15 protein-coding genes are annotated in these 18,535 nt (G+C 43.9%); 7 read left to right on the forward strand and 8 right to left on the reverse strand.

Features of this window, described 5'->3' with window-relative positions:
- Positions 1-43 precede the first annotated feature (43 nt).
- Positions 44-1,015, reverse strand: a complete 972-nt coding sequence (sds, locus tag RMY31_RS10910) for a solanesyl diphosphate synthase (protein ID WP_322660065.1) — start codon at positions 1,013-1,015, stop codon at positions 44-46.
- A 1,404-nt stretch (positions 1,016-2,419) separates the two neighbouring features.
- Between sds and RMY31_RS10915 the strand changes: the two genes are divergently transcribed.
- Entirely contained in the window at positions 2,420-2,617 is a 198-nt protein-coding gene (locus tag RMY31_RS10915) for a hypothetical protein (protein ID WP_322660063.1), read from the forward strand.
- Between the two features lie 277 nt (positions 2,618-2,894).
- On the opposite strand, the gene murI is transcribed toward RMY31_RS10915, so the two are convergent.
- On the reverse strand, positions 2,895-3,776 hold the full coding sequence (murI, locus tag RMY31_RS10920; RefSeq protein WP_322660186.1) for a glutamate racemase: 882 nt from the start codon (positions 3,774-3,776) through the stop codon (positions 2,895-2,897).
- Positions 3,777-3,926: 150 nt separating this feature from the next.
- Entirely contained in the window at positions 3,927-5,819 is a 1,893-nt protein-coding gene (locus RMY31_RS10925) for an N-acetylmuramoyl-L-alanine amidase (protein ID WP_322660061.1), read from the reverse strand.
- 415 nt (positions 5,820-6,234) lie between these two features.
- On the opposite strand from RMY31_RS10925, the gene RMY31_RS10930 reads away from it, so the two are divergent.
- Positions 6,235-6,414, forward strand: a complete 180-nt coding sequence (locus RMY31_RS10930; RefSeq protein WP_322660059.1) for a hypothetical protein — start codon at positions 6,235-6,237, stop codon at positions 6,412-6,414.
- Between the two features lie 58 nt (positions 6,415-6,472).
- Here RMY31_RS10930 and RMY31_RS10935 read toward each other — a convergent pair whose 3' ends face one another.
- The 3 genes from RMY31_RS10935 to RMY31_RS10945 form a co-directional block, all read right to left on the reverse strand.
- Entirely contained in the window at positions 6,473-8,323 is a 1,851-nt protein-coding gene (locus RMY31_RS10935) for an N-acetylmuramoyl-L-alanine amidase (RefSeq protein ID WP_322660185.1), read from the reverse strand.
- 716 nt (positions 8,324-9,039) lie between these two features.
- Complete coding sequence (locus tag RMY31_RS10940; protein ID WP_322660057.1) at positions 9,040-10,518, reverse strand: cation:proton antiporter; 1,479 nt, start codon at positions 10,516-10,518, stop codon at positions 9,040-9,042.
- A 73-nt stretch (positions 10,519-10,591) separates the two neighbouring features.
- Complete coding sequence (locus RMY31_RS10945) at positions 10,592-11,005, reverse strand: EVE domain-containing protein (protein ID WP_322660055.1); 414 nt, start codon at positions 11,003-11,005, stop codon at positions 10,592-10,594.
- A gap of 227 nt (positions 11,006-11,232) precedes the next feature.
- Here RMY31_RS10945 and RMY31_RS10950 point away from each other — a divergent pair, with 227 nt between their 5' ends.
- Positions 11,233-11,979: an SIMPL domain-containing protein gene (locus RMY31_RS10950; protein WP_322660053.1), complete on the forward strand. Its 747-nt coding sequence runs from the start codon at positions 11,233-11,235 to the stop codon at positions 11,977-11,979.
- A 124-nt stretch (positions 11,980-12,103) separates the two neighbouring features.
- Here RMY31_RS10950 and RMY31_RS10955 read toward each other — a convergent pair whose 3' ends face one another.
- A complete protein-coding gene (locus tag RMY31_RS10955; protein WP_322660051.1) occupies positions 12,104-12,463 on the reverse strand; it encodes a single-stranded DNA-binding protein in 360 nt (119 codons plus the stop codon).
- A 368-nt stretch (positions 12,464-12,831) separates the two neighbouring features.
- On the opposite strand from RMY31_RS10955, the gene RMY31_RS10960 reads away from it, so the two are divergent.
- The 4 genes from RMY31_RS10960 to RMY31_RS10975 all read left to right on the forward strand — a co-directional run bounded on the left by RMY31_RS10960 (position 12,832) and on the right by RMY31_RS10975 (position 15,703).
- Positions 12,832-13,839: a rod shape-determining protein gene (locus RMY31_RS10960; RefSeq protein ID WP_322660183.1), complete on the forward strand. Its 1,008-nt coding sequence runs from the start codon at positions 12,832-12,834 to the stop codon at positions 13,837-13,839.
- Between the two features lie 96 nt (positions 13,840-13,935).
- Complete coding sequence (mreC, locus tag RMY31_RS10965; RefSeq protein WP_322660049.1) at positions 13,936-14,715, forward strand: rod shape-determining protein MreC; 780 nt, start codon at positions 13,936-13,938, stop codon at positions 14,713-14,715.
- 23 nt (positions 14,716-14,738) lie between these two features.
- A complete protein-coding gene (mreD, locus tag RMY31_RS10970) occupies positions 14,739-15,353 on the forward strand; it encodes a rod shape-determining protein MreD (protein WP_322660046.1) in 615 nt (204 codons plus the stop codon).
- A gap of 215 nt (positions 15,354-15,568) precedes the next feature.
- The gene (locus tag RMY31_RS10975; protein ID WP_409877834.1) at positions 15,569-15,703 is read left to right on the forward strand and encodes a hypothetical protein; all 135 of its coding nucleotides are present in this window, start codon (positions 15,569-15,571) and stop codon (positions 15,701-15,703) included.
- 412 nt (positions 15,704-16,115) lie between these two features.
- On the opposite strand, the gene RMY31_RS10980 is transcribed toward RMY31_RS10975, so the two are convergent.
- Entirely contained in the window at positions 16,116-18,305 is a 2,190-nt protein-coding gene (locus RMY31_RS10980) for a tetratricopeptide repeat protein (protein ID WP_409877835.1), read from the reverse strand.
- Positions 18,306-18,535 lie beyond the last annotated feature (230 nt).

The raw sequence follows: 18,535 nt of genomic DNA on the forward strand, positions 1-18,535 counted from the left end.
AAACTCCAAAATTTGAAATATCAAATCTAAAATTTAAAATTGTTTAGTAAAGCCGACTCAATACATAGTCAGTCATGTTAATCAATGCTTGGAGAGATTCGGAGGGTGGAAGAGTTGCCAGATGTTCTGCTGCTAACTTGCCATGGTGAGAAGCTAGTTCCCGTGCCTGTTGTATACCTTGACTATCTTGAATTAGTACCAATGCTTGCTCTAAATCACCTTCTTGGGCAAACTCTCTATCAATCAGAACTTCCAAATACGGTTTTTCCCCTAAAGCGAATAAAACGGGTGCAGTCAGATTACCACTTTTGAGGTCAGATCCTGCTGGTTTACCCAAGGTATCAGTTGTACTGGTGAAATCTAAAATATCATCCACAATCTGAAATGCTAGACCAAGATGACGACCATAACCATATAAATGTTCAGCGGTTTCTTTTGAAACTTCACTCAGTAACCCTGCGGCTTTGGAACTGTTGGCAATTAATGAGGCTGTTTTGTAATAGCTCTTTTTTAAGTAAGTTTCAATCGAGATGTTAGCGTCAAACCGATTCAATCCCTGCTGTATCTCCCCAGTAGCCAAATCCATAATGACTTCTGAAAGCAGTTTCACCACCTCCAAGTTGTCCAGATTTGCCAAGTACCAAGATGATTGGGCAAAGAGAAAATCTCCTGCTAGTACGGCAATGCGGTTACCAAACAAACTATGAACAGTAGGTACACCACGTCGCATCTCTGATTCATCTACCACATCGTCATGCACTAAGCTGGCGGTGTGAATCATTTCCGTGATTTCTGCTAGACGGCGGTGACGCGGCGTAATATCTTGTTCTAACATTGTTGCCCGCGATATCAGCAGAACAATGGCTGGTCTGATACGCTTTCCCCCAGCTCCGAATAGATGTTCGGCTGCTGCAAAGAGAATGGGGTGGCGATTTCCAACTAGCTGTTTTAAGTTATCTGCTAGTAGTAGCAAGTCTGCTTCCACAGGGGTAAACAGGGAGGTGGCTGGGGTCATGGACGGGCGGATTCTGGCTTAGGTTACGAAATTTTACATATCCTATATTCATTTTAAGATAACGCTGTGCCAGCGCAAAATTTTGATTAGAGAATACTCGCTCATACTAATTTTAGATTTTACGAAAAGTTGAGCCAGCCTCTCATAGGAGAAACCACGCCAGATGCGACCCTGTAAGAAGCCCTGACGTTTGTTGAGTTAAGAGTTAGGAGAAAACGCAAAGAGAGGAAGACGCGGTGAGGAAGTCGCAGTCTTAGATGCCAGTTTGGTTCCTGTCGAGTCCGTTAGCGCAGCGAAGCGCGAGTCTTCTCCCAAGGGGAGACGCTACGCGAACGAGCGTCAAGGCTGTGCCGACTTGAGAGAACTGGCATGGGGTTCCCCTGGTTGTAGCAACTGCCGTCAAGTAGTATAAGACCTAGAGCGTTAGCGAGTTCTCTAGCGTCACAAGTGTCACTTGCAAACTCGTGCAGCTAAAGCAGAACCCAAAGAGTAGGTAGACATGGGGAAAGAACTTTCATGTCCCCTTGTCCCCAGTCCCTAGATATTTAGTGTTTTGTAATCTGTTTTTTCCAAACTTAGAAAAATAAAACTTACTTAAGTATTTCCCGAACTACGATTGTCGAATGTATTCTAAAATACTTTATATAAATTAATTCAAACCATTTATTATGAAGCTAGATGTATGTTCTTGTCAGCAATTTATTTTGAGCAATAAGCATTAAAATTTACATTAAGTACGATACATTAACATTTATTTTTTGTCTTAACGATTACATATTACACATTGGCTATTTTGAAGGTAAGACTAAGTTCTCTCAGCCTTGTGTTTAGCCATTTAGAAAATTTGAAATTTAGTCTCCAGGTAGGCTTAAAATTCGGTGTCGTTATGTTACGCTAAAATATAGGAATTTTAAATTTTTCAACTACTAATCTGCCAACAGTAAATCGCTATTTAGTGAAAATACTTAGGTAGTGTTACTAGCTAGAATAACTTGTCGCTGTAAGTTGGAGTTAAAAAATTGCTTTTTTAACTTTTGTTTATGGCACAATAACCTCTATGGATAGAGTCATGGGGTATCCTTTAAAGGATTCGCTACACGCTTTTAGTATGCGTTGAGCGACTAAACATACCCTAATCTATAGAGGTGAGTTTAAAAATAATGCAGACTAGGTAGACTGCTGAGGAGTGCAGTTTAAAATTGTCGTTTGGCAATCTAACTGCTGTCGGATGTGTGGTCTGCACGAAACTCAAACTATTAATAATTTCAATGACCGAAGAGAATATACCTCTACGGGAAAGTTTGTTATAACAATCCACCGGCCATCAAGAATGTACTTGATTTGGTTGAGGTTTCATTAATTTTACGAAATTTTATATCTTTCTGAGAAAGGTGGTGGTAAAAAATGATTTACGGGAATATGCCTATGATGATTTTTATTTTAGCTACTGGATATTTGTTCACTGTCTATCTATTATTAGCACTGGCAAAACGAACTAGGCAAAAAACTGTCCCTAGGAATTTCCCTACGGCATCCCAAAAGAAACACCAGCAAGAGTTAGCAGTAACGCCAAAGGTGAGCGAGGTAGTCAATAGTCAATAGTTAGGAGTTATGAGTTATTAATTTAAAACTCCTAACTCCTAAACAGCAGTTACTATCGTGCGGGAAGCCCCCAAGACCACTCTGGCTCACCACGCAAAGCGCGTCTACAAGTCGGCAAGCTAACGACAGTCGCACGCCACTTGCACGGCTGCCGGGAAACCAGTCCAATGTAGTGTCTCTTCAAGTCGGGCAACCCTTTCGGTTGTTCCTTATGGGGGAAAGCCCCAAGATCGGACTGCCTCACCACGGCGCTATCTTTCCAACACACTAACTCCTCCTAACTTTTTAAATAGTCTTGTTGAAGTTGGGATGCGGTATCAGGAAAACCCACGACTTCAACCATTGGGGTATGCCCTAGCCACTGTACTCCAGACTGAGCGAACTGTTGTGGGCAACCACTGACGACAAAGCGAGTTGGTAATGGGGGATAAGTATTATTTAATCCGAGCAAGTCTAACTCTTGGGCACAAGCTACTACGGTTTGAACGGCTGGGTCAACGAGTTTAACTTGAGGAGGCAGAAGCGATCGCAGTACTGGAGCCAGCAGGGGATAATGGGTACAGCCATAGACTAAAGTGTCAATTTCTTGCTGTAGTAAAGGCTCTAGATAAGAGCGTGCCACCTCAATAGTATAGGGGTCGTCAATGCGATTTTGCTCAACGAGTGGCACAAACTCCGGACAGCTGACTTGCCAGACTTGGACATTGCGATCGATTTCAACAATTGCATTTTTGTAGGCATTACTTTTGGCAGTTGCTGGAGTAGCAATCACACCAATACGCTTGCCTTGCTGCACTGCTGCTCTAGCACCTGGAAGGATGACACCCAAAACAGGCATGTTAAATTCCTGTCGCACTATTTCTAGAGCTAGAGCAGAACTAGTGTTGCAAGCCATAATCACCATTTTGACGCGTTGCTGTTGCATCCAACTGAGGATTTCGCGCGCAAACTGTAAAATTTCGGCTTTGGAACGAATTCCATAAGGAAGTCGAGCTGTATCTCCAAAGTAAACTATTGATTCATTGGGTAATTGCCGATAGAGTTGTCGCAGTACCGTTAACCCACCCACACCACTGTCAAAAACGCCGATTGGGGCACGTTGAGGTTCTTTATCCGAAAAATCGTAAAGATTACCGTCAAAGATGGAAGATGAATACACAGGCAGATATTGATTGAGGTTTTTGGAGTTTAAAATACAGAATTTAGCAGACAATTTGCTAACTTACCACTAAATTCTGTACGCCAAAGAAGTCTATATATCACCTCTTTAATTAGCAATTTGTACTACATTTTTACTTTAGCTGCACTTTTATCTTTGCTTTAAGTATTTGAGGATACCATAAGCGATCGCCTCTGCCATTCGATTTTGGTACTCCCGTGTTGCCAACCGGGGATTATCTTCCCGACCAGTCATATACCCTGTTTCCACTAAAATCGACGGCATAGAACTTTTCCTCAGAACGTAGAATCTAGCTTTGCGCGTTCCTCTGTCCTTGATAGTGTCAATACTCTGGAGAATGTTATTGCGAACCACTTCAGCTAAAGCATATCCACTATCGTAATAATAAACTTCTAATCCGTTGACATCAGGACGGTTATCAACCGAATTGGCGTGAACGCTGATAAACAAAGTCGCATTCGCTCGCTCGGCAATGTCTACCCGTCCCTGAAGTTCTACGAAAAAGTCCGAATCCCGCGTTAGCACTGCTTGTACGCCATTTTGCTCTAAAATTGACGCTATTCTTTGACCAATAGGTAAGACTACATCCTTTTCTAATAGTCCACCCAAACCAGGCGCTCCGGAGTCTTTACCTCCATGTCCGGGGTCAATGACTACTACCACTTTCCCTGTTGGAACTGAGGTACGCGGTCTTGGTTGGGATACAGGAGGATTGCTGGCGATCGGATTTGGTGATGTTAGGGGCGGTAAACCAACTGGTGGTGTTATTTGACGAGAGCGCTGTAATTGTAGAGCCAATAATTGGTCGCCGACTTGATTAAGTTCACCAATTTGCACTCCCGCTGCTGGTTGGACAAAAATAATTACTGTATCAGGCGCTTGCGATTGCAGGCGTACCCGCAGGATAGGGCTATTGGCATTAAGAGCAGGGCCTGCAACTCTGGGAGCTAACTTAGCATTGGCAATAGCGATGCGGAACAAACCATTAGATCTATCCCAGCCACCAGTAGCCGATAGAGTTTGGTCAGTTCTAATCAGCAGTTGCGTACCATTACCAGTCAGTTCCACAGACTCAATGGTTGCTGGTGAGTCAGTATTAGATGATATGGGGCTGGGGTTATTATCCCTAGGCAAGCTGACAACACGACTGTTGGGCAGAACCACAAATCCACCAACACTACTAGTGGTTGCCCGCCAGTCTGGACTATTTTTTTCCACCTGCAACGTCATCCGAACAGTTGGTTGTCTGCTTTGCAGTTGGGTGAATTGGATGCGGCTAACACCAAAACGATTAACAGATAAATCCTGTTGCTCCAAACTTGGCGACAAAGAAGCACCAGAAATATCAATATTTATTATCTTCTTATCCTGAGTACGATTTACCTGAATTTGCGGACTACCACCGTTAGTACGAACGAAAAAGCCATCACCTGTAACTCGTAAGTTCTCAATTTGAGTTACTGCTGCTACAGTGTTGACCATTGGTGGCTTGTTAGTTGACCTGTCCGAGCCTGTTGTCACCACATTGTAAATATTTCTTGGGGAGAGTGCTGGAATAGATGTTCTTCCAGTTTCTGGAGATGTGGTAGGTGTTGGCTGTACTGCTGTTTCTGTTGACGAGGCTACTCCCTCAGTTTCTGGAGTTGGTAATTGTACAGTCCAGCGACTGGCAGTTGAGCCTACAAATTGAACCTTATTCGGGTCTAGGGTATAGCCAGGATTGAGTTCAACGACGATGCGCGTTGTTTGGGGGTCGAACTGCCCGACACGGATAGCCCGAATTGCTCCACTTTGCTGTTGTGTTAATTGTGGACGGCCAAATGTAGTCCCTGGCAAATCAATTACTAGACGTGTAGGGCTGAAAACAAGTTGTGCTTGAGGTTGAACACCCTCGGAAGTATTAATCTCCAAACGGTTTTGATTGGCATCAAAACGCCAAGATTCCAGTCTTCCTGCCAAAGCCGGCGACGATAGTAAAAAGATAGTTCCAATAGTACTCGGTAGTAACCAGTGTAATTTCACAGTCTTTGCTCCTGATTCGCGTTCATAGGAATCGTTAATATCTCGACATATTGGTAAATCCTCACACCGTCACTGCCCTAACTTTAGCTTTGATAGGAAGTTCGTAGATGCAGTTGCAACTATCCGCAGGGGCGGTGGCTGTCACCAATCAAAACTTCCTTTGCAGCAAAAGAATTTTGTGCTGGTATTAAAGACACAGCTAATGGCGTAAAATTTTAGCACGCCCCTTTGATTTTGCCATGCTGTTATGGCACAAAAATTCTACCCACACAGCATTAGATCGCATTAAACAAGAGCTAATCAGAATTAACCGCACATAGTCAATCCCAGTCAATGACATTGAGAATCAAGCAGGGATTGGTGCTAGTTTGTTTGATTGCTTGTAATTGATATACCGATCGCAAAATTATCACTCTTGTCAACTTTTGTAGTTAAGCTGGCGACACCCAACCATGAATATTGTTCCCAATATTTATGGGTGGGTATACCTAGTGGTAAAAGATATTTAGGATTATGGATTTTTATGAGTCTGAATGATGTCAATTCTCTCCATGGCAGCAATAGTCGTGTAATTACCGTAATCAACGACGACTAAGTTGGATAAAAGTGGCACAATTTAGGTGTCTTTTGCGAACTCTTTAAACCAAAATTACTTATTTTCGTCCTAGGTACTGGAGGACACCGCGAGCGATCGCCTGGGCCATTTGATTTTGGTAAGCAGAGGTTTTTAGCTTCGCAACATCCTCCCTACCAGTTAAATAACCTGTCTCTACAAGAATAGAGGGCATGGAACTTTTTCTGAGAACATAAAATCTTGCTCGCCGCACTCCTCTATCTCTAATATTTAGACTTTGGAGAATGTTCTTATGGACAATACGAGCTAAATTCAGACCACTGTCGTAATAATATGTTTCCAAACCACTAACATCCGGACGACCGAGACCTAACGAATTGGCGTGGATGCTAACAAATACATCAGCATTGACTCTCTCTGCCATCGCTACTCTTCCTTGAAGACTGACGAAATAGTCAGAATCCCGTGTCATCACTACTTGCACGCCGTTTTGCTGCAAAATCTGTGCCACCCTTGCGCCAATAGGCAGGATGATATCCTTCTCGCGCACTCCGCCAATACCAACTGCACCAGAGTCTTTGCCACCATGTCCGGGGTCAATGATTACTACTACTTTTCCTCTGGGAATTGGGCGCGTTCCTGGCTGGGTTATGGGCTGGGGTCTATCCGTCGGGTTTGGTAATTGTCCTTGGAGTGGGGGTAAAGGCAGTGTTCCGGGGATTGTGCTCAATCGACGAGAGCCTTGTAACTGTAGAGCCAAAAGCTGATTGCCTTGGTTGAGTCGCCCAATTTGTACTCCCGCTGCTGGTTGAACCAAGATAACCACAGTATTAGGTTGTTGCGTTTGTAGGCGCACCCGGAGAATGGGACTATTGGCATTCAAAGTAGGGCCTGTAACTCTCGGATCTAACTTCGCATTGGCAATAGCAATCCGAAATAAACCAGAGGATCTATCCCAGCCACTGGTAGCAGATAAAGATTGGTCGGCTCTAATCAACAGTTGCGTACCATTACCAGCCAGTTCTACAGACTGAATTGTTGCTGCTGAGTTGTTAGGAGAAACGGGTTGTGGCTGATTATTTTCTGAGTTGTCTGAATTATTGTTGCCGGGCAATGTGACAACACGACTGGGCAGAACCACCAAACCACCAGCACCACTGTTAGTTGCCCGCCAGTCTGGACTATTTTTGTCTACCCGCAAAGTCATGCGGACAGCTGGTGGTCGGGTTTGCAGTTGGGTGAACTCGGCGCGGCTAACACCGTATTTGTTAATAGGTACATTATTTCCCTGCGCTAGTTGTGGTGCTAAAGTTGCGCCAGAGATGTCCATAAAAATAGTAGAGCGATCGCGGCTGCGAATTACGCGTACCGGAGGATTACCGCCATTGGTATGGATGAAAAATCCATCTCCTGTTACTTGTAATCTCTCAATTTGAGTTGTCGTTGTAGCGCTGACAGTATTTCTAGAGGACTCTGGTTTGGCATCAGAGCCGATAGTCACCACATTGTAAACATTTTCAGGGCGGGACTCTACTCGTTCTGCTTGTGGTTTTGGTAATTGTACAGTCCAGCGACTGGCAGTTTTGCCTACAAATTGCACCCTCTTCGGGTCTAGGGTATAGCCAGGATTGAGTTCAACAACGATGCGTGTTGTTTGGGGGTCGAACTGCCCAACACGGATAGCCCGCAATCCACCACTTAGCGGTTGTGTTAACTGTGGACGGCCAAATATAGTTCCTGGCAAATCAATTACCAGACGTGTAGGGTTGAAGACAAGTTGTGCTTGAGGTTGAACAGCCCCCGAAGTATTAATCTCCAAGCGGTTTTGATTGGCATCAAAACGCCAAGATTCAAGTTGTCCTGCCAAAGTCGGCGACGATAGCAAGACGATAGTTCCAATAGTACTGGGTAGTAACCAGTGTAATTTCACAGTCTTTTCTCCTGATTCGCGTTCATGGGGCCGCCAATATTTCAACATCTCAAAATATTGGTAAATCGTCACACCTTCACCACTTAAATCTTTAGCTTTGATATTTTCTTTGATTTTTATGCTGGTATCAAGATGCAATTAGTTGCATAAATTTTTAGTATGGCCTCTAAAATTCTGCTTTACTATCAGCGCATAAAAATTCTACCTGCACAGCATCAAATGCAACAAAAATATCATCATAATTAATCGTATTCAGTCAATCTCAGGTAATGATACTTGACTTAAGTCAATGATTAGTGTTGAGTTGTTTGATTGTCGGCGAGCAACATCCTGCATAAAAAATTTCAACTACTTCCAAGATGATGGGACAATTGCAGGTATTATTTCCTAATTACCGAAAAAATGTCTAAAAATGTCTAAATTGGAACTGAAAGATGGGATATGACTGGCAACAAACATTGCAAATACTAGTAGTAATTAAACAAAAACTAATTCAGGGACGCAGAGTTGCAGATAGAAGTTTCCATTAACAATTGCAAAATCTCTTAAGTGGGATGAAGAGTAAAGGGAGTAGGGAAAGCTTCGCTGGTAAAAGGGGAACGGGAAAAGGGAAAAGGAGAATATCCGTCCTTTTGCCTTTGCCCTTTAACCTTTTCCCTTTGACTCCTAACTTACTGAAGAAGTACCCTGCAAAGATTTGTCAGACTCACGTTTGATTAATTATCTGTAGAATCTGGTATGGCTTCTCGACTTCCTCCATCATTTGAGGTCGACAATATCGACTGAGGTGGTTCTATTGCCACCGATGTCCCAGACACACCGTCTAAAATCAATTTCTCTGAGTCTTGTACCACGTTGTTTGATTCTGGAAATACGAAACGTAACAAGGGGGGAGCTAAAAAGGTTGTAAGGATAACCATCATGATAATTGCTGCCCCTAATGGTTTAGAGAGAACGCCGCTGGCAGCACCAACACCAGCAAATACTAATCCAACTTCACCCCTAGGAATCATCCCCACGCCAATCGCTAACCTGTTAATTTCAGGTTGACCAAATACACTCAAACCTGTGATTACTTTACCGATAATGGCTACTGTAATCAGGAAAATTGCCATAATCAGTCCTTCTCGATTCTCAGGAATTGCTGGGTTCAATACTCCCAAATCGGTTTTTGCCCCAACAGTTACAAAGAAAATCGGCACTAACATGTCGGCAATGGGAATAACTTGCTTTTGCAGTTCCTTGCGCTTATCGGTTTCCTCTAGGACTAAACCCGCTGCAAAAGCTCCCAGAATCGCTTCTAACTGGATAACAGCAGCAAGGTATGCCATCACAAAAGCGAAGATAAACGCTGGTATCACTAGTTCGCCACGTGTCTTGAGTTTATCAGCGATCGCCACAAAGGATTTATTGAAAACATTGCCTAGCACGATCGCACCCAACAGAAAGCCACTAGCACTGATAATCAGATAAATGACTTTGCCTACGTCTACAGCACCTTCTTTAGCTAAACTGGCGACTACTGCTAAGACGATAATTCCTAAAACATCGTCAATCACAGCAGCACCCAGAATAATTTGCCCTTCTTTAGAATTGAGCTTTCCTATTTCTGACAAAACCTTGGAAGTAATACCAATGCTGGTGGCAGTCAAAGCCGCACCAGCAAAAATTGCAGGTACAGCACCGATACCAAACAAAGTCATCAAACCTACAGTTCCCGCAGCAAAAGGTACTGTCACTCCCACCACTGCTACAACCGTTGCTTGAATACCAACTGCCATCAGTTCTTTGAGATTCGACTCTAAACCAATCTCAAATAGCAGGATGATCACACCCAGTTCTGCTAAAACAGAAACGACCTCCGATTGGGCTGCAAACACTGCTGGAGTGGCTTCGGGACTTAACCCAGCTGTCGTTTGGAGGAAAATCATGATTAGAGAGTTAGAACTGTCTGCGCCACCTTCTGGAAACACTAACAGGTGTAAAACAGAGATTCCTACTACTACACCACCTACAAGTTCGCCTAAAACAGGTGGCAAACCCACTAAGTTAGATAATTCCCCACCAACTTTACTGGCTAGGTAAACTACCACTAAACTGAGTAGCACTGCTGCTACTACCATGGAACTGTCTGCTGTTTCTGTTGTGCTTGCCAACAGAGGAGAAGAGAAGTTGATTGCACTTAAAAACTGCATTTGTTCTGTGAAAATCCTTCTCTTTAATTTTTACTTCTTTATGGAAAGTAACTATTTGGAGATTTTCTGTAAATTAATTTGTGCCGCCTGTCAATTCGAGCAGACGTTGCCAATAAAGCCCAGATACCGGGACTACAGAAAGCCTGGGGAGTCGCAGTAAATCAAAGTCTGTGAATTTGCCGTCCTGCTTGATTTGGGCGAGGGTGATGGGCAAAGAGACTTTTCGCAATGCCCGCACATTCACGACTACGAGTTTAGCGTCATTGAATTTTGGATCGGCATAAGGTTCGCTGATAACTTCTGCCATACCCATAATTTGACGTTCTTTGCCTGTGTGATAAATAAATGCTAAATCGCCAGGGAGCATTGTCCGTAGATGTTTCAGACCTAGGGCATTGTTAACTCCATCCCAAATTGTACTGCCGTCCCGTTCTAAATCAAAGTATGAATAATCTTCTGGTTCAGTTTTCAGCAGCCAATATGGCATGACAAAATTCCCCTATTTGATGTAATTATTTCAGTTTCCAAAAATGTAACCATTGTCACTTTTGACTATGGCAATGTCAAAGTAGGAACATACAAATCGTATCTATCAATTGCATTTGAGTTATGCAAATCTCGTAGTGGCTGTTGACTGTTGACAGTTAAATGGGAATTGCTAGATACGTTTTATTCAAAGCATCTGTAGCTACTTTTTTGAGGAGTGCAAATTTTATGCATAGAACCGCTTTATCGGGTTCTCGGTTTCATGCTGGGAATTTTTGGAACATCTTACCGTTAGTCTTGCTGCTAGTTGTGACTTTTGTCCAGCCTGCATCGGCTGAAGAAAAAGCACAATTGTGGCGCACCTTGACTGTTAGCGGTCGGGGCACAGAATCAATTCCTACAACTCTGTCAGAAGTCAGTTTGGGAGTTGAAATTCAAGGTAAAACTGCACAAGAGGTACAGCAAGAAGCCGCTCGCAGATCGGCAGCTGTAGTAGCTTTACTCAAAAGCCGGAATGTGGAGAAATTACAAACCACTGGTATCCGTCTTAACCCTGTTTATAGCTATAACAATAATGTGCAGCGAATTACTGGGTATGGTGCTAGTAATACTGTGAGTTTTCGCATCGTTACCGAGAAAGCTGGTACTTTGTTAGATGAAGCGGTGAAAGCAGGTGCGACGCAAATTAACGGTATTAGTTTTATCGCTAGTGACGAGGCGATCGCAGCAGCTCGCCAACAAGCACTCAAAGAAGCTACCCAAGACGCACGACAGCAAGCTGATGCTGTTTTTAGTGCCCTAGGTTTTCAGCCCAAAGAAGTGGTAAGTATTAAAGTTGAGAATGCGAGTGCGCCGCCACCACCAGTTTTATACCGTGAGGAGGCTACCAAGCTAGCTAATCAAGATGCTTCCACCCCTGTAGTTGGTGGCGAACAACAAGTCGAAGCGTCAGTAACTTTGCAAATTAGTTATTAGTCATTTGTACAGACGCGATTAATGAGCCAGCGCCGTGCGGAGGTTCCCTCCGTTGAGGCGACTGGCATCGCGTCTGTACAAGAGTCAGCGGTCACTAGCAAAGAAACAACTGACAACTGACAAACTAGAAATTCTCTGGCGAGAAATCTCCGCCCCCTTCTCCATCTCGCTTGGAACCTAATAAATCGAGTTGGTCTACTCTAATAATTGGTGTAGAACGGTTAGCTCCAGTTTGGCGATCGCTCCATGTGTCAAACTTCAAGGAACCCTTCACTCCAATCAGGCTACCTTTCCGCACATAATTGCCTGCCACCTCTGCTGTCTTGTCCCATAATTCTAAAGTGAACCAGTCAGGTTCATCGCTGTTACGAGCTCTCCGCCTTACAGCTAGTGTTAATCTACACTTGACACTACCAGACTCGAAATATTTGATATCTGGGTCGCTGCCTACACGGCCTACCAGGGTGACAATATTGATACTCATGGGCGTTACCTTTTAGTACAGGCGTACTGACTAATTCTGACTTTCATCATAGCGAATTGTGAACCTATTGAAAATGTGTTAAAAACTTAACAACATTTTTGGGTATAACAATGTGAGAAATTACTTGGGGAAAGTGAAGAACTATACGGATATACTGAATCAGTTAAAGAATATCAAAAACATAGATGCCTGAGAACTAGCAAGAATTGTCAAAAGTTACATAAAATAGCCTAGTTGGCTGGACTCAGGATAAAAAACGTAATAAAATCCAGCACGATTAACACTAGACAGTTGTAGTCAAAAAGTAACGCAAATAGGGAGCGTAGATACGCGTGGGTCTTTTTAGGAACTTTCGCTCATCGTGGGATATGGGTATCGACCTCGGTACTGCCAATACCCTCGTTTATGTATCTGGTAAAGGTATTGTACTCCAAGAGCCTTCTGTAGTTGCTATCGATCAAAATGAAAAGGTAGCACTGGCAGTAGGAGAAGAAGCCAAAAAAATGCTCGGTCGCACACCTGATAATGTGATTGCCCTACGCCCCTTGCGTGATGGTGTAATTGCTGACTTTGATACAGCCGAGCTGATGCTTAAAAGCTTTATTCAAAGAGTAAATGAGGGTAGATCCTTAATTTTACCTCGAATTGTTATTGGTATTCCCAGTGGTGTCACAGGAGTAGAAAGGCGGGCCGTGATGGATGCAGCTGCTCAGGCTGGGGCCAGGGAGGTGTATTTAATTGATGAGCCAGTAGCAGCAGCAATTGGTGCAGGGCTACCAGTTGCCGAACCAACTGGTAACATGATTATTGATATTGGTGGCGGTACAACAGAAGTTGCTGTACTAAGTCTCCAGGGTACTGTAATCAGTGAATCAGTACGCATTGCCGGAGATGAACTCACTGAATCCATCATTATGTATATGAAGAAAGTTCATAACTTAGTGATTGGAGAACGTACTGCTGAGGACATCAAAATTCGCCTTGGCTCTGCTTATCCGACTAACGATGATGGTGATGCCATGATGGAAGTGCGAGGCTTACATCTGCTTTCTGGCTTACCGCGAACTGTCACCCTCAAAGGGCCAGAAATTCGTGAAAGTATGTTGGAACCGCTATCAGTAATCATAGAAGCTGTCAAGCGGACACTGGAACGCACACCTCCAGAACTAGCAGCAGACATTATTGACAGGGGTATCATGCTAGCTGGTGGTGGTGCGTTACTTAAAGGCATAGATACCTTGATTAGCCATGAAACGGGTATTGTAACCCACATTGCTGCCGATCCTCTCAGCTGTGTTGTGCTGGGAACAGGCCGGGTGTTAGAAAACTTCAAACAACTGGAACGGGTTTTCAGCGGGCGTTCTCGGAATATGTAGAAAAAAATTTCAGATATTGGGTTCTATTCGGCTTTTATTTGGGTTTTATATAAGTAGAATCCAATATCTTATTGAAATTATAAAAAATAGGTATAGATGGTTACTCTACGTCGTTGGTGGGATCGGAAGGGGTTACAAATCGGGTTACTGGCTTTAGTCTTAGGTAGCGCATGGATACTACGGCAAACCCAAGGTACGCTGCTGCTGGAAGTTTACCAAGTGATGACCCGACCTTTACAAATGTTGCAGACAGGGCCTACTCCAGAAGAACAGCTCAAGGATGCCCGGTTCATGGAGTTGCAAACGCGCATAGCAGACTTGGAAAGTCAAAATAAAAAGCTACAAAATTTATTGGGTTACGTTGAGCAACAGCCACTATCATCGCGCCCGATTCTAGCACGGGTAGTGGGGCGCAGTGCCGACCACTGGTGGCAACAAGTAACCCTGAATCGTGGCTCAAACGCAGGAATTCAAGAAGGTTTTATTGTTAAGGCTGATGGTGGATTAGTGGGTCTAGTAGAGAGTGTAACTCCTAACACCAGCCGCATATTGTTAATCAGTGACCTCAAAAGTCAAGTGGGTGCCACTATTAGCCGAACTTCAGCCAAGGGAGTTTTGCGGGGAGATTCTTCTGCGGAAGCTGTGCTGGAGTTTTATGAAAAAGTTCCCAATGTGAAGGTGGGAGATTTAGTTTCCACCTCTAGTTATAGTCAAAAGTTTCCTGCTGGCTTGGCGGTAGGACGGATAAAGTCCCTAGATTTAAAGAAACTCCCGGCATCAGTGGCAAAAGTTGAGCTTTTCCCACCGATTAGGTCGCTTGAATGGGTAGCTGTATATCCGAAGCCGACAAACCAAGAACCGCAAAAGTCTAATTAGATTCGCAAAAATTTCTCAAAATAATGAAGATGCCTTCGTTTGGTGGCAGCAGGTCTAAAAAGCCAAAATCATCAGAGCGAAAGTCCAAAATCCAAAAGCCCCTTGCTCGCTGGCATCCCGGTATGCGTCAGCTGCTAGATTGGGCGGTGACAGTTGGCTCTGTACTGTTATGTTTAATGATGTTGCCAACCCGCTTTCCTGGTATGGAATTGTTGGGGATTGGCCCGAATTGGTTGTTAATTTGGGTAGTAGCTTGGAGTGTTAAGCGCACAGTCTGGGAAGGAGTAGTGGCAGGTGTAGTTCTAGGACTACTTCAAGATGCTATGACATCACCAAACCCTACTCACGCTATAACTTTAGGGCTAGTGGGATTGTTAACGGGTCTAATTCAGAAGCAGCGTTTTATTCAGGAAGATTTTATTTCTATTGCTTTAATTGTCTTCGTGATGGCAATTTTGGCAGAAACTATCTTTGGGTTGCAGTTGACTGTGATGGGCGATCGCAAAGCAGAATACATTTGGGGATATTATCAGCGAGTAGCTCTCGCATCTGCCATTCTCAGTAGTCTTTGGGCACCTGTGATTTATTATCCCCTGAATAGCTGGTGGCAGAAGATGAAATTGTTCGAGCAATCTTAAAATTGCTTCGCCAATTAGTTTTCAAGTGTATCCGGCATTAGGAAAAACATCAATTTGCAGTTAAATAAATCACCGTAAGGGCACAACATTGTTGTGCCTTTATGATTATTCAGCAACATTCAGGCTTTTAGTGCGAACGTTTTTGTTTTGAGTGAGAACGTTTTCGTTTTGAGCAGGAACGTTCTCATTTTGAGTAGGAATGTTTTCGTTTTAAAGTGCAACATTCTCATTTTGAAGTCAAACGTTCTTGTTTTGAGCAGGAACGTTTTCGTTTTGAAGTGCAACGTTCTCGTTTTGAGGTACAATCTCCAGCTTCTGAACTCGAATCATGCACCTTTAAAGAAGATTAATTACAAAAATACCCAGATTGTATGGGCATGATATCCAAAAACTAACGCTAAAACAGAAATGCGATCGCTGCTGTGCCCCAACAGACCCGATAATTGATGTTTTAATATTTTCTTATAGGCGGAATACCACGCCTAACATCATTTCCATTTGATAATGATGCAAATACGTTGGCGAGGGTACAACATTGTTGTGACCCTACGATAAATCTACATGTATCATGGTTTTTAGGAATTGCTATAAACCCTCACTGTAGGCAAGGAGGGCAATAATAGGTAATCTATTTTGATAGATGGGCAGACAATATTATTGCGCCTTTGCCCCATTGTGCTGAACCATGCCTATTTTTTGCTCCTAAATCCCCGTCTCAAACTGTCTTCAATTACGAATTACGAATTACGACTTACGAATTATTTAACCTTGCTCCTCTAACAACTCGTTTAGCGTGTTGGGGTCGGCAATACCCCGCAGAATAGCATTGATAATCATCGAATTATCCAAATCTAAAGACTCGCACAGCACATCCTCATCTCTCTCACCGTCTAATACCAAGCGAATCGCAGCTACGAAATTATCCCAACCCTTTTTCACCATTTCTTCCAGTTCAGCTTCTAGCTGTTGCCTCACTTCTACATCATCCACCGCTACAACAACCGCAGGAATTAACGGCCCATACTGCCGCAACTCATAGCGGGTTCCAGTAAATGCTGCCTTTGCCTGCCGCGATCGGCGACGATATGCTTTAGCTTGGGTGGTGTTGCCCAGTTTGTCAGTGATTAGAGCTAAAAGTTCATAGTTTCTCCAAATCTCAGCCGCAGCAGGGTCTAAGGTTTGCAAGATAGCCAATGCTTCTTCTGCTAATTGCTGTGCTTCTGGCAGACGGTAGGTTTGATTTTGCAAGAGGCTGGCGAGGTTGTTGAGTGACATTGATGCTTGGAACCTATCTCCCACAGATTTTGCACCTGCAATTGCCTTGCGATACCAAGCCTCTGCGTCCTCCAGTTTGGCAGTATATAGATTGACTATAGCCAATTGATGCCAACTCGTTGCAGCATCTCCCAGATTACCTTGAGATTCATTAATTCGTGCTGATTCTCGGTAGGCATGTTCGGCTGCTTCCCACTGCTTGGCTTTTGCGTACACTGTACCCAGCTTAAGCCAAAATACAGCTTCCACTACTGGTTCATTCAGTTGCTGGAAAATAGTCAAGGATTGACGATAGCGGTGTTCGGCTTCTGGGAGGCTGTTTTGTAGTAGGGCGAGGGTGCCAAGTTGCCCATTTACTACCGCAACACCACGAAATTCGTAGAGTTCTTTGTTTATGGCCAATGAAGCTTCACAAGCTTTTCGCGCCTGATCATAATCCCCCATATCCATCAGTACATTTGCTAAATCAGTCTGCAATGTTCCCATTTGCCGTTTCACATCGTCAGACTGTTCCAACTGCGCTGCCACTGCTAAAGCCTGACGGTAATATGTTGCTGCTTGTGCTGCTTGTCCTTGAAATCCCAAGCATTGCCCTAGTTGATTTAAAACCGCACAGCGCTCATAACTCGGTTCCTCACTTAAACCAGCAAGTATCTGACCAAACACCTGTGCCGCTTCTTGATAGCGTTTGGCATTGCGTAATTGCTCACCTACATTAGTTTGGGCAAGATACCAAGTATGAGAACCCACTTTTCCCTGCACCTGTTCAACTCGTTGGGTGAGTGTAACCCTATCTCTGTTGAGTCCGAAAAAGTTGAGAAACTTATTTACATTATGAGCAAACTCCACCGCCCATGATTCCCCTAGATCCAATGCACCGTGGACTGCATACAGCAAATTCGGCATTTCTCTCTGAGCAATGGCACGGATTTCAAAGGGATTTTTGTCATCTTTAAAATACAAATACTCAGATATTTGATAATACTGTAAGCGATGACGGGCAAAGATTTCCCCCTGTGCCTCTGGTGACAGGCGCGACCACAGAACAGGGGCTAAGGTGGGGTGAAATTTCAAGAAAGGATAACGGACACTTGGCAGATTTTCTAGTTGTATCAAGCCTGTGTTTTCCAGTGATGAGCGTAGCTGTTGCCAGTGTGACTCAGAAAATTCGGTAATTTCCAGCAATGGCAATTCAAATGCCCCTCCCCGAAACACGCCCAACTTCGACAACAACTCCCGCGCCTCATCATCCAAGCGTTCTAAGGACAAATTCAAGGACGCTAACAAGGGATTATCGGATGTTTCCGCAATCAACGCTGCCAACCGTTCCCCCAACTCTGCCACTGGGCGAATTTTCAACTGTCGCGCCAATAATCCGAGGGAGAGGGGATGATAATCGACTAACCGAAATAATCGCCACAATTCTTTTCGTTCTGGCAGTTTATATACAGGTGACGGTGGTAACTTCCACAAACTTTGGATATACGCAAAAGCATCTTCTTGCCCCAAGCCTGACAATGGCAATGACCGATGTTTCAAACTGCCCTCAATGGCATAGTCTGAATGATGAAAATTCGGCGTGCGGCTGGTGAGTAATAGGCGACATTGCCCCACCTCAGACCATTGTTTCGCCACGGTTAACAATTCTTGCAATGCTTGAGGTTGCAAGGTTTCCAAGTTATCTAAAATTAATAAAAGAGACCTAACCCCCCTAGCCCTCTTTCCCTGCAAGGGAATGGGGGAATCTTCTTGCTCCCCTCCCCTCGCAGGCTACGGTGTACACACAAGTATGCCCAGAGCGAGTTTCCAGCCAAAAAAGGTGGATTCAAACAGATCTAGTCCGCGAACCAAAGTAGTAATACCAGGAGGTTTCTGAGACTTGTAACCAGACCAACCACCAATTCGAG

Source organism: Dendronalium sp. ChiSLP03b (assembly GCF_034531165.2).
Classification (GTDB): domain Bacteria; phylum Cyanobacteriota; class Cyanobacteriia; order Cyanobacteriales; family Nostocaceae; genus Dendronalium; species Dendronalium minutum.

Bases quoted from the DNA above. Each gene is read 5' to 3' on its own strand.
- mreC (WP_322660049.1), top strand. From the start codon at position 13,936: ATGGTTACTCTACGTCGTTGGTGGGATCGGAAGGGGTTACAAATCGGG.
- RMY31_RS10945 (WP_322660055.1), bottom strand. From the start codon at position 11,005: ATGCCATATTGGCTGCTGAAAACTGAACCAGAAGATTATTCATACTTT.
- RMY31_RS10960 (WP_322660183.1), top strand. From the start codon at position 12,832: ATGGGTATCGACCTCGGTACTGCCAATACCCTCGTTTATGTATCTGGT.
- RMY31_RS10955 (WP_322660051.1), bottom strand. From the start codon at position 12,463: ATGAGTATCAATATTGTCACCCTGGTAGGCCGTGTAGGCAGCGACCCA.
- RMY31_RS10950 (WP_322660053.1), top strand. From the start codon at position 11,233: ATGCATAGAACCGCTTTATCGGGTTCTCGGTTTCATGCTGGGAATTTT.
- RMY31_RS10915 (WP_322660063.1), top strand. From the start codon at position 2,420: ATGATTTACGGGAATATGCCTATGATGATTTTTATTTTAGCTACTGGA.
- sds (WP_322660065.1), bottom strand. From the start codon at position 1,015: ATGACCCCAGCCACCTCCCTGTTTACCCCTGTGGAAGCAGACTTGCTA.
- mreD (WP_322660046.1), top strand. From the start codon at position 14,739: ATGAAGATGCCTTCGTTTGGTGGCAGCAGGTCTAAAAAGCCAAAATCA.
- RMY31_RS10940 (WP_322660057.1), bottom strand. From the start codon at position 10,518: ATGCAGTTTTTAAGTGCAATCAACTTCTCTTCTCCTCTGTTGGCAAGC.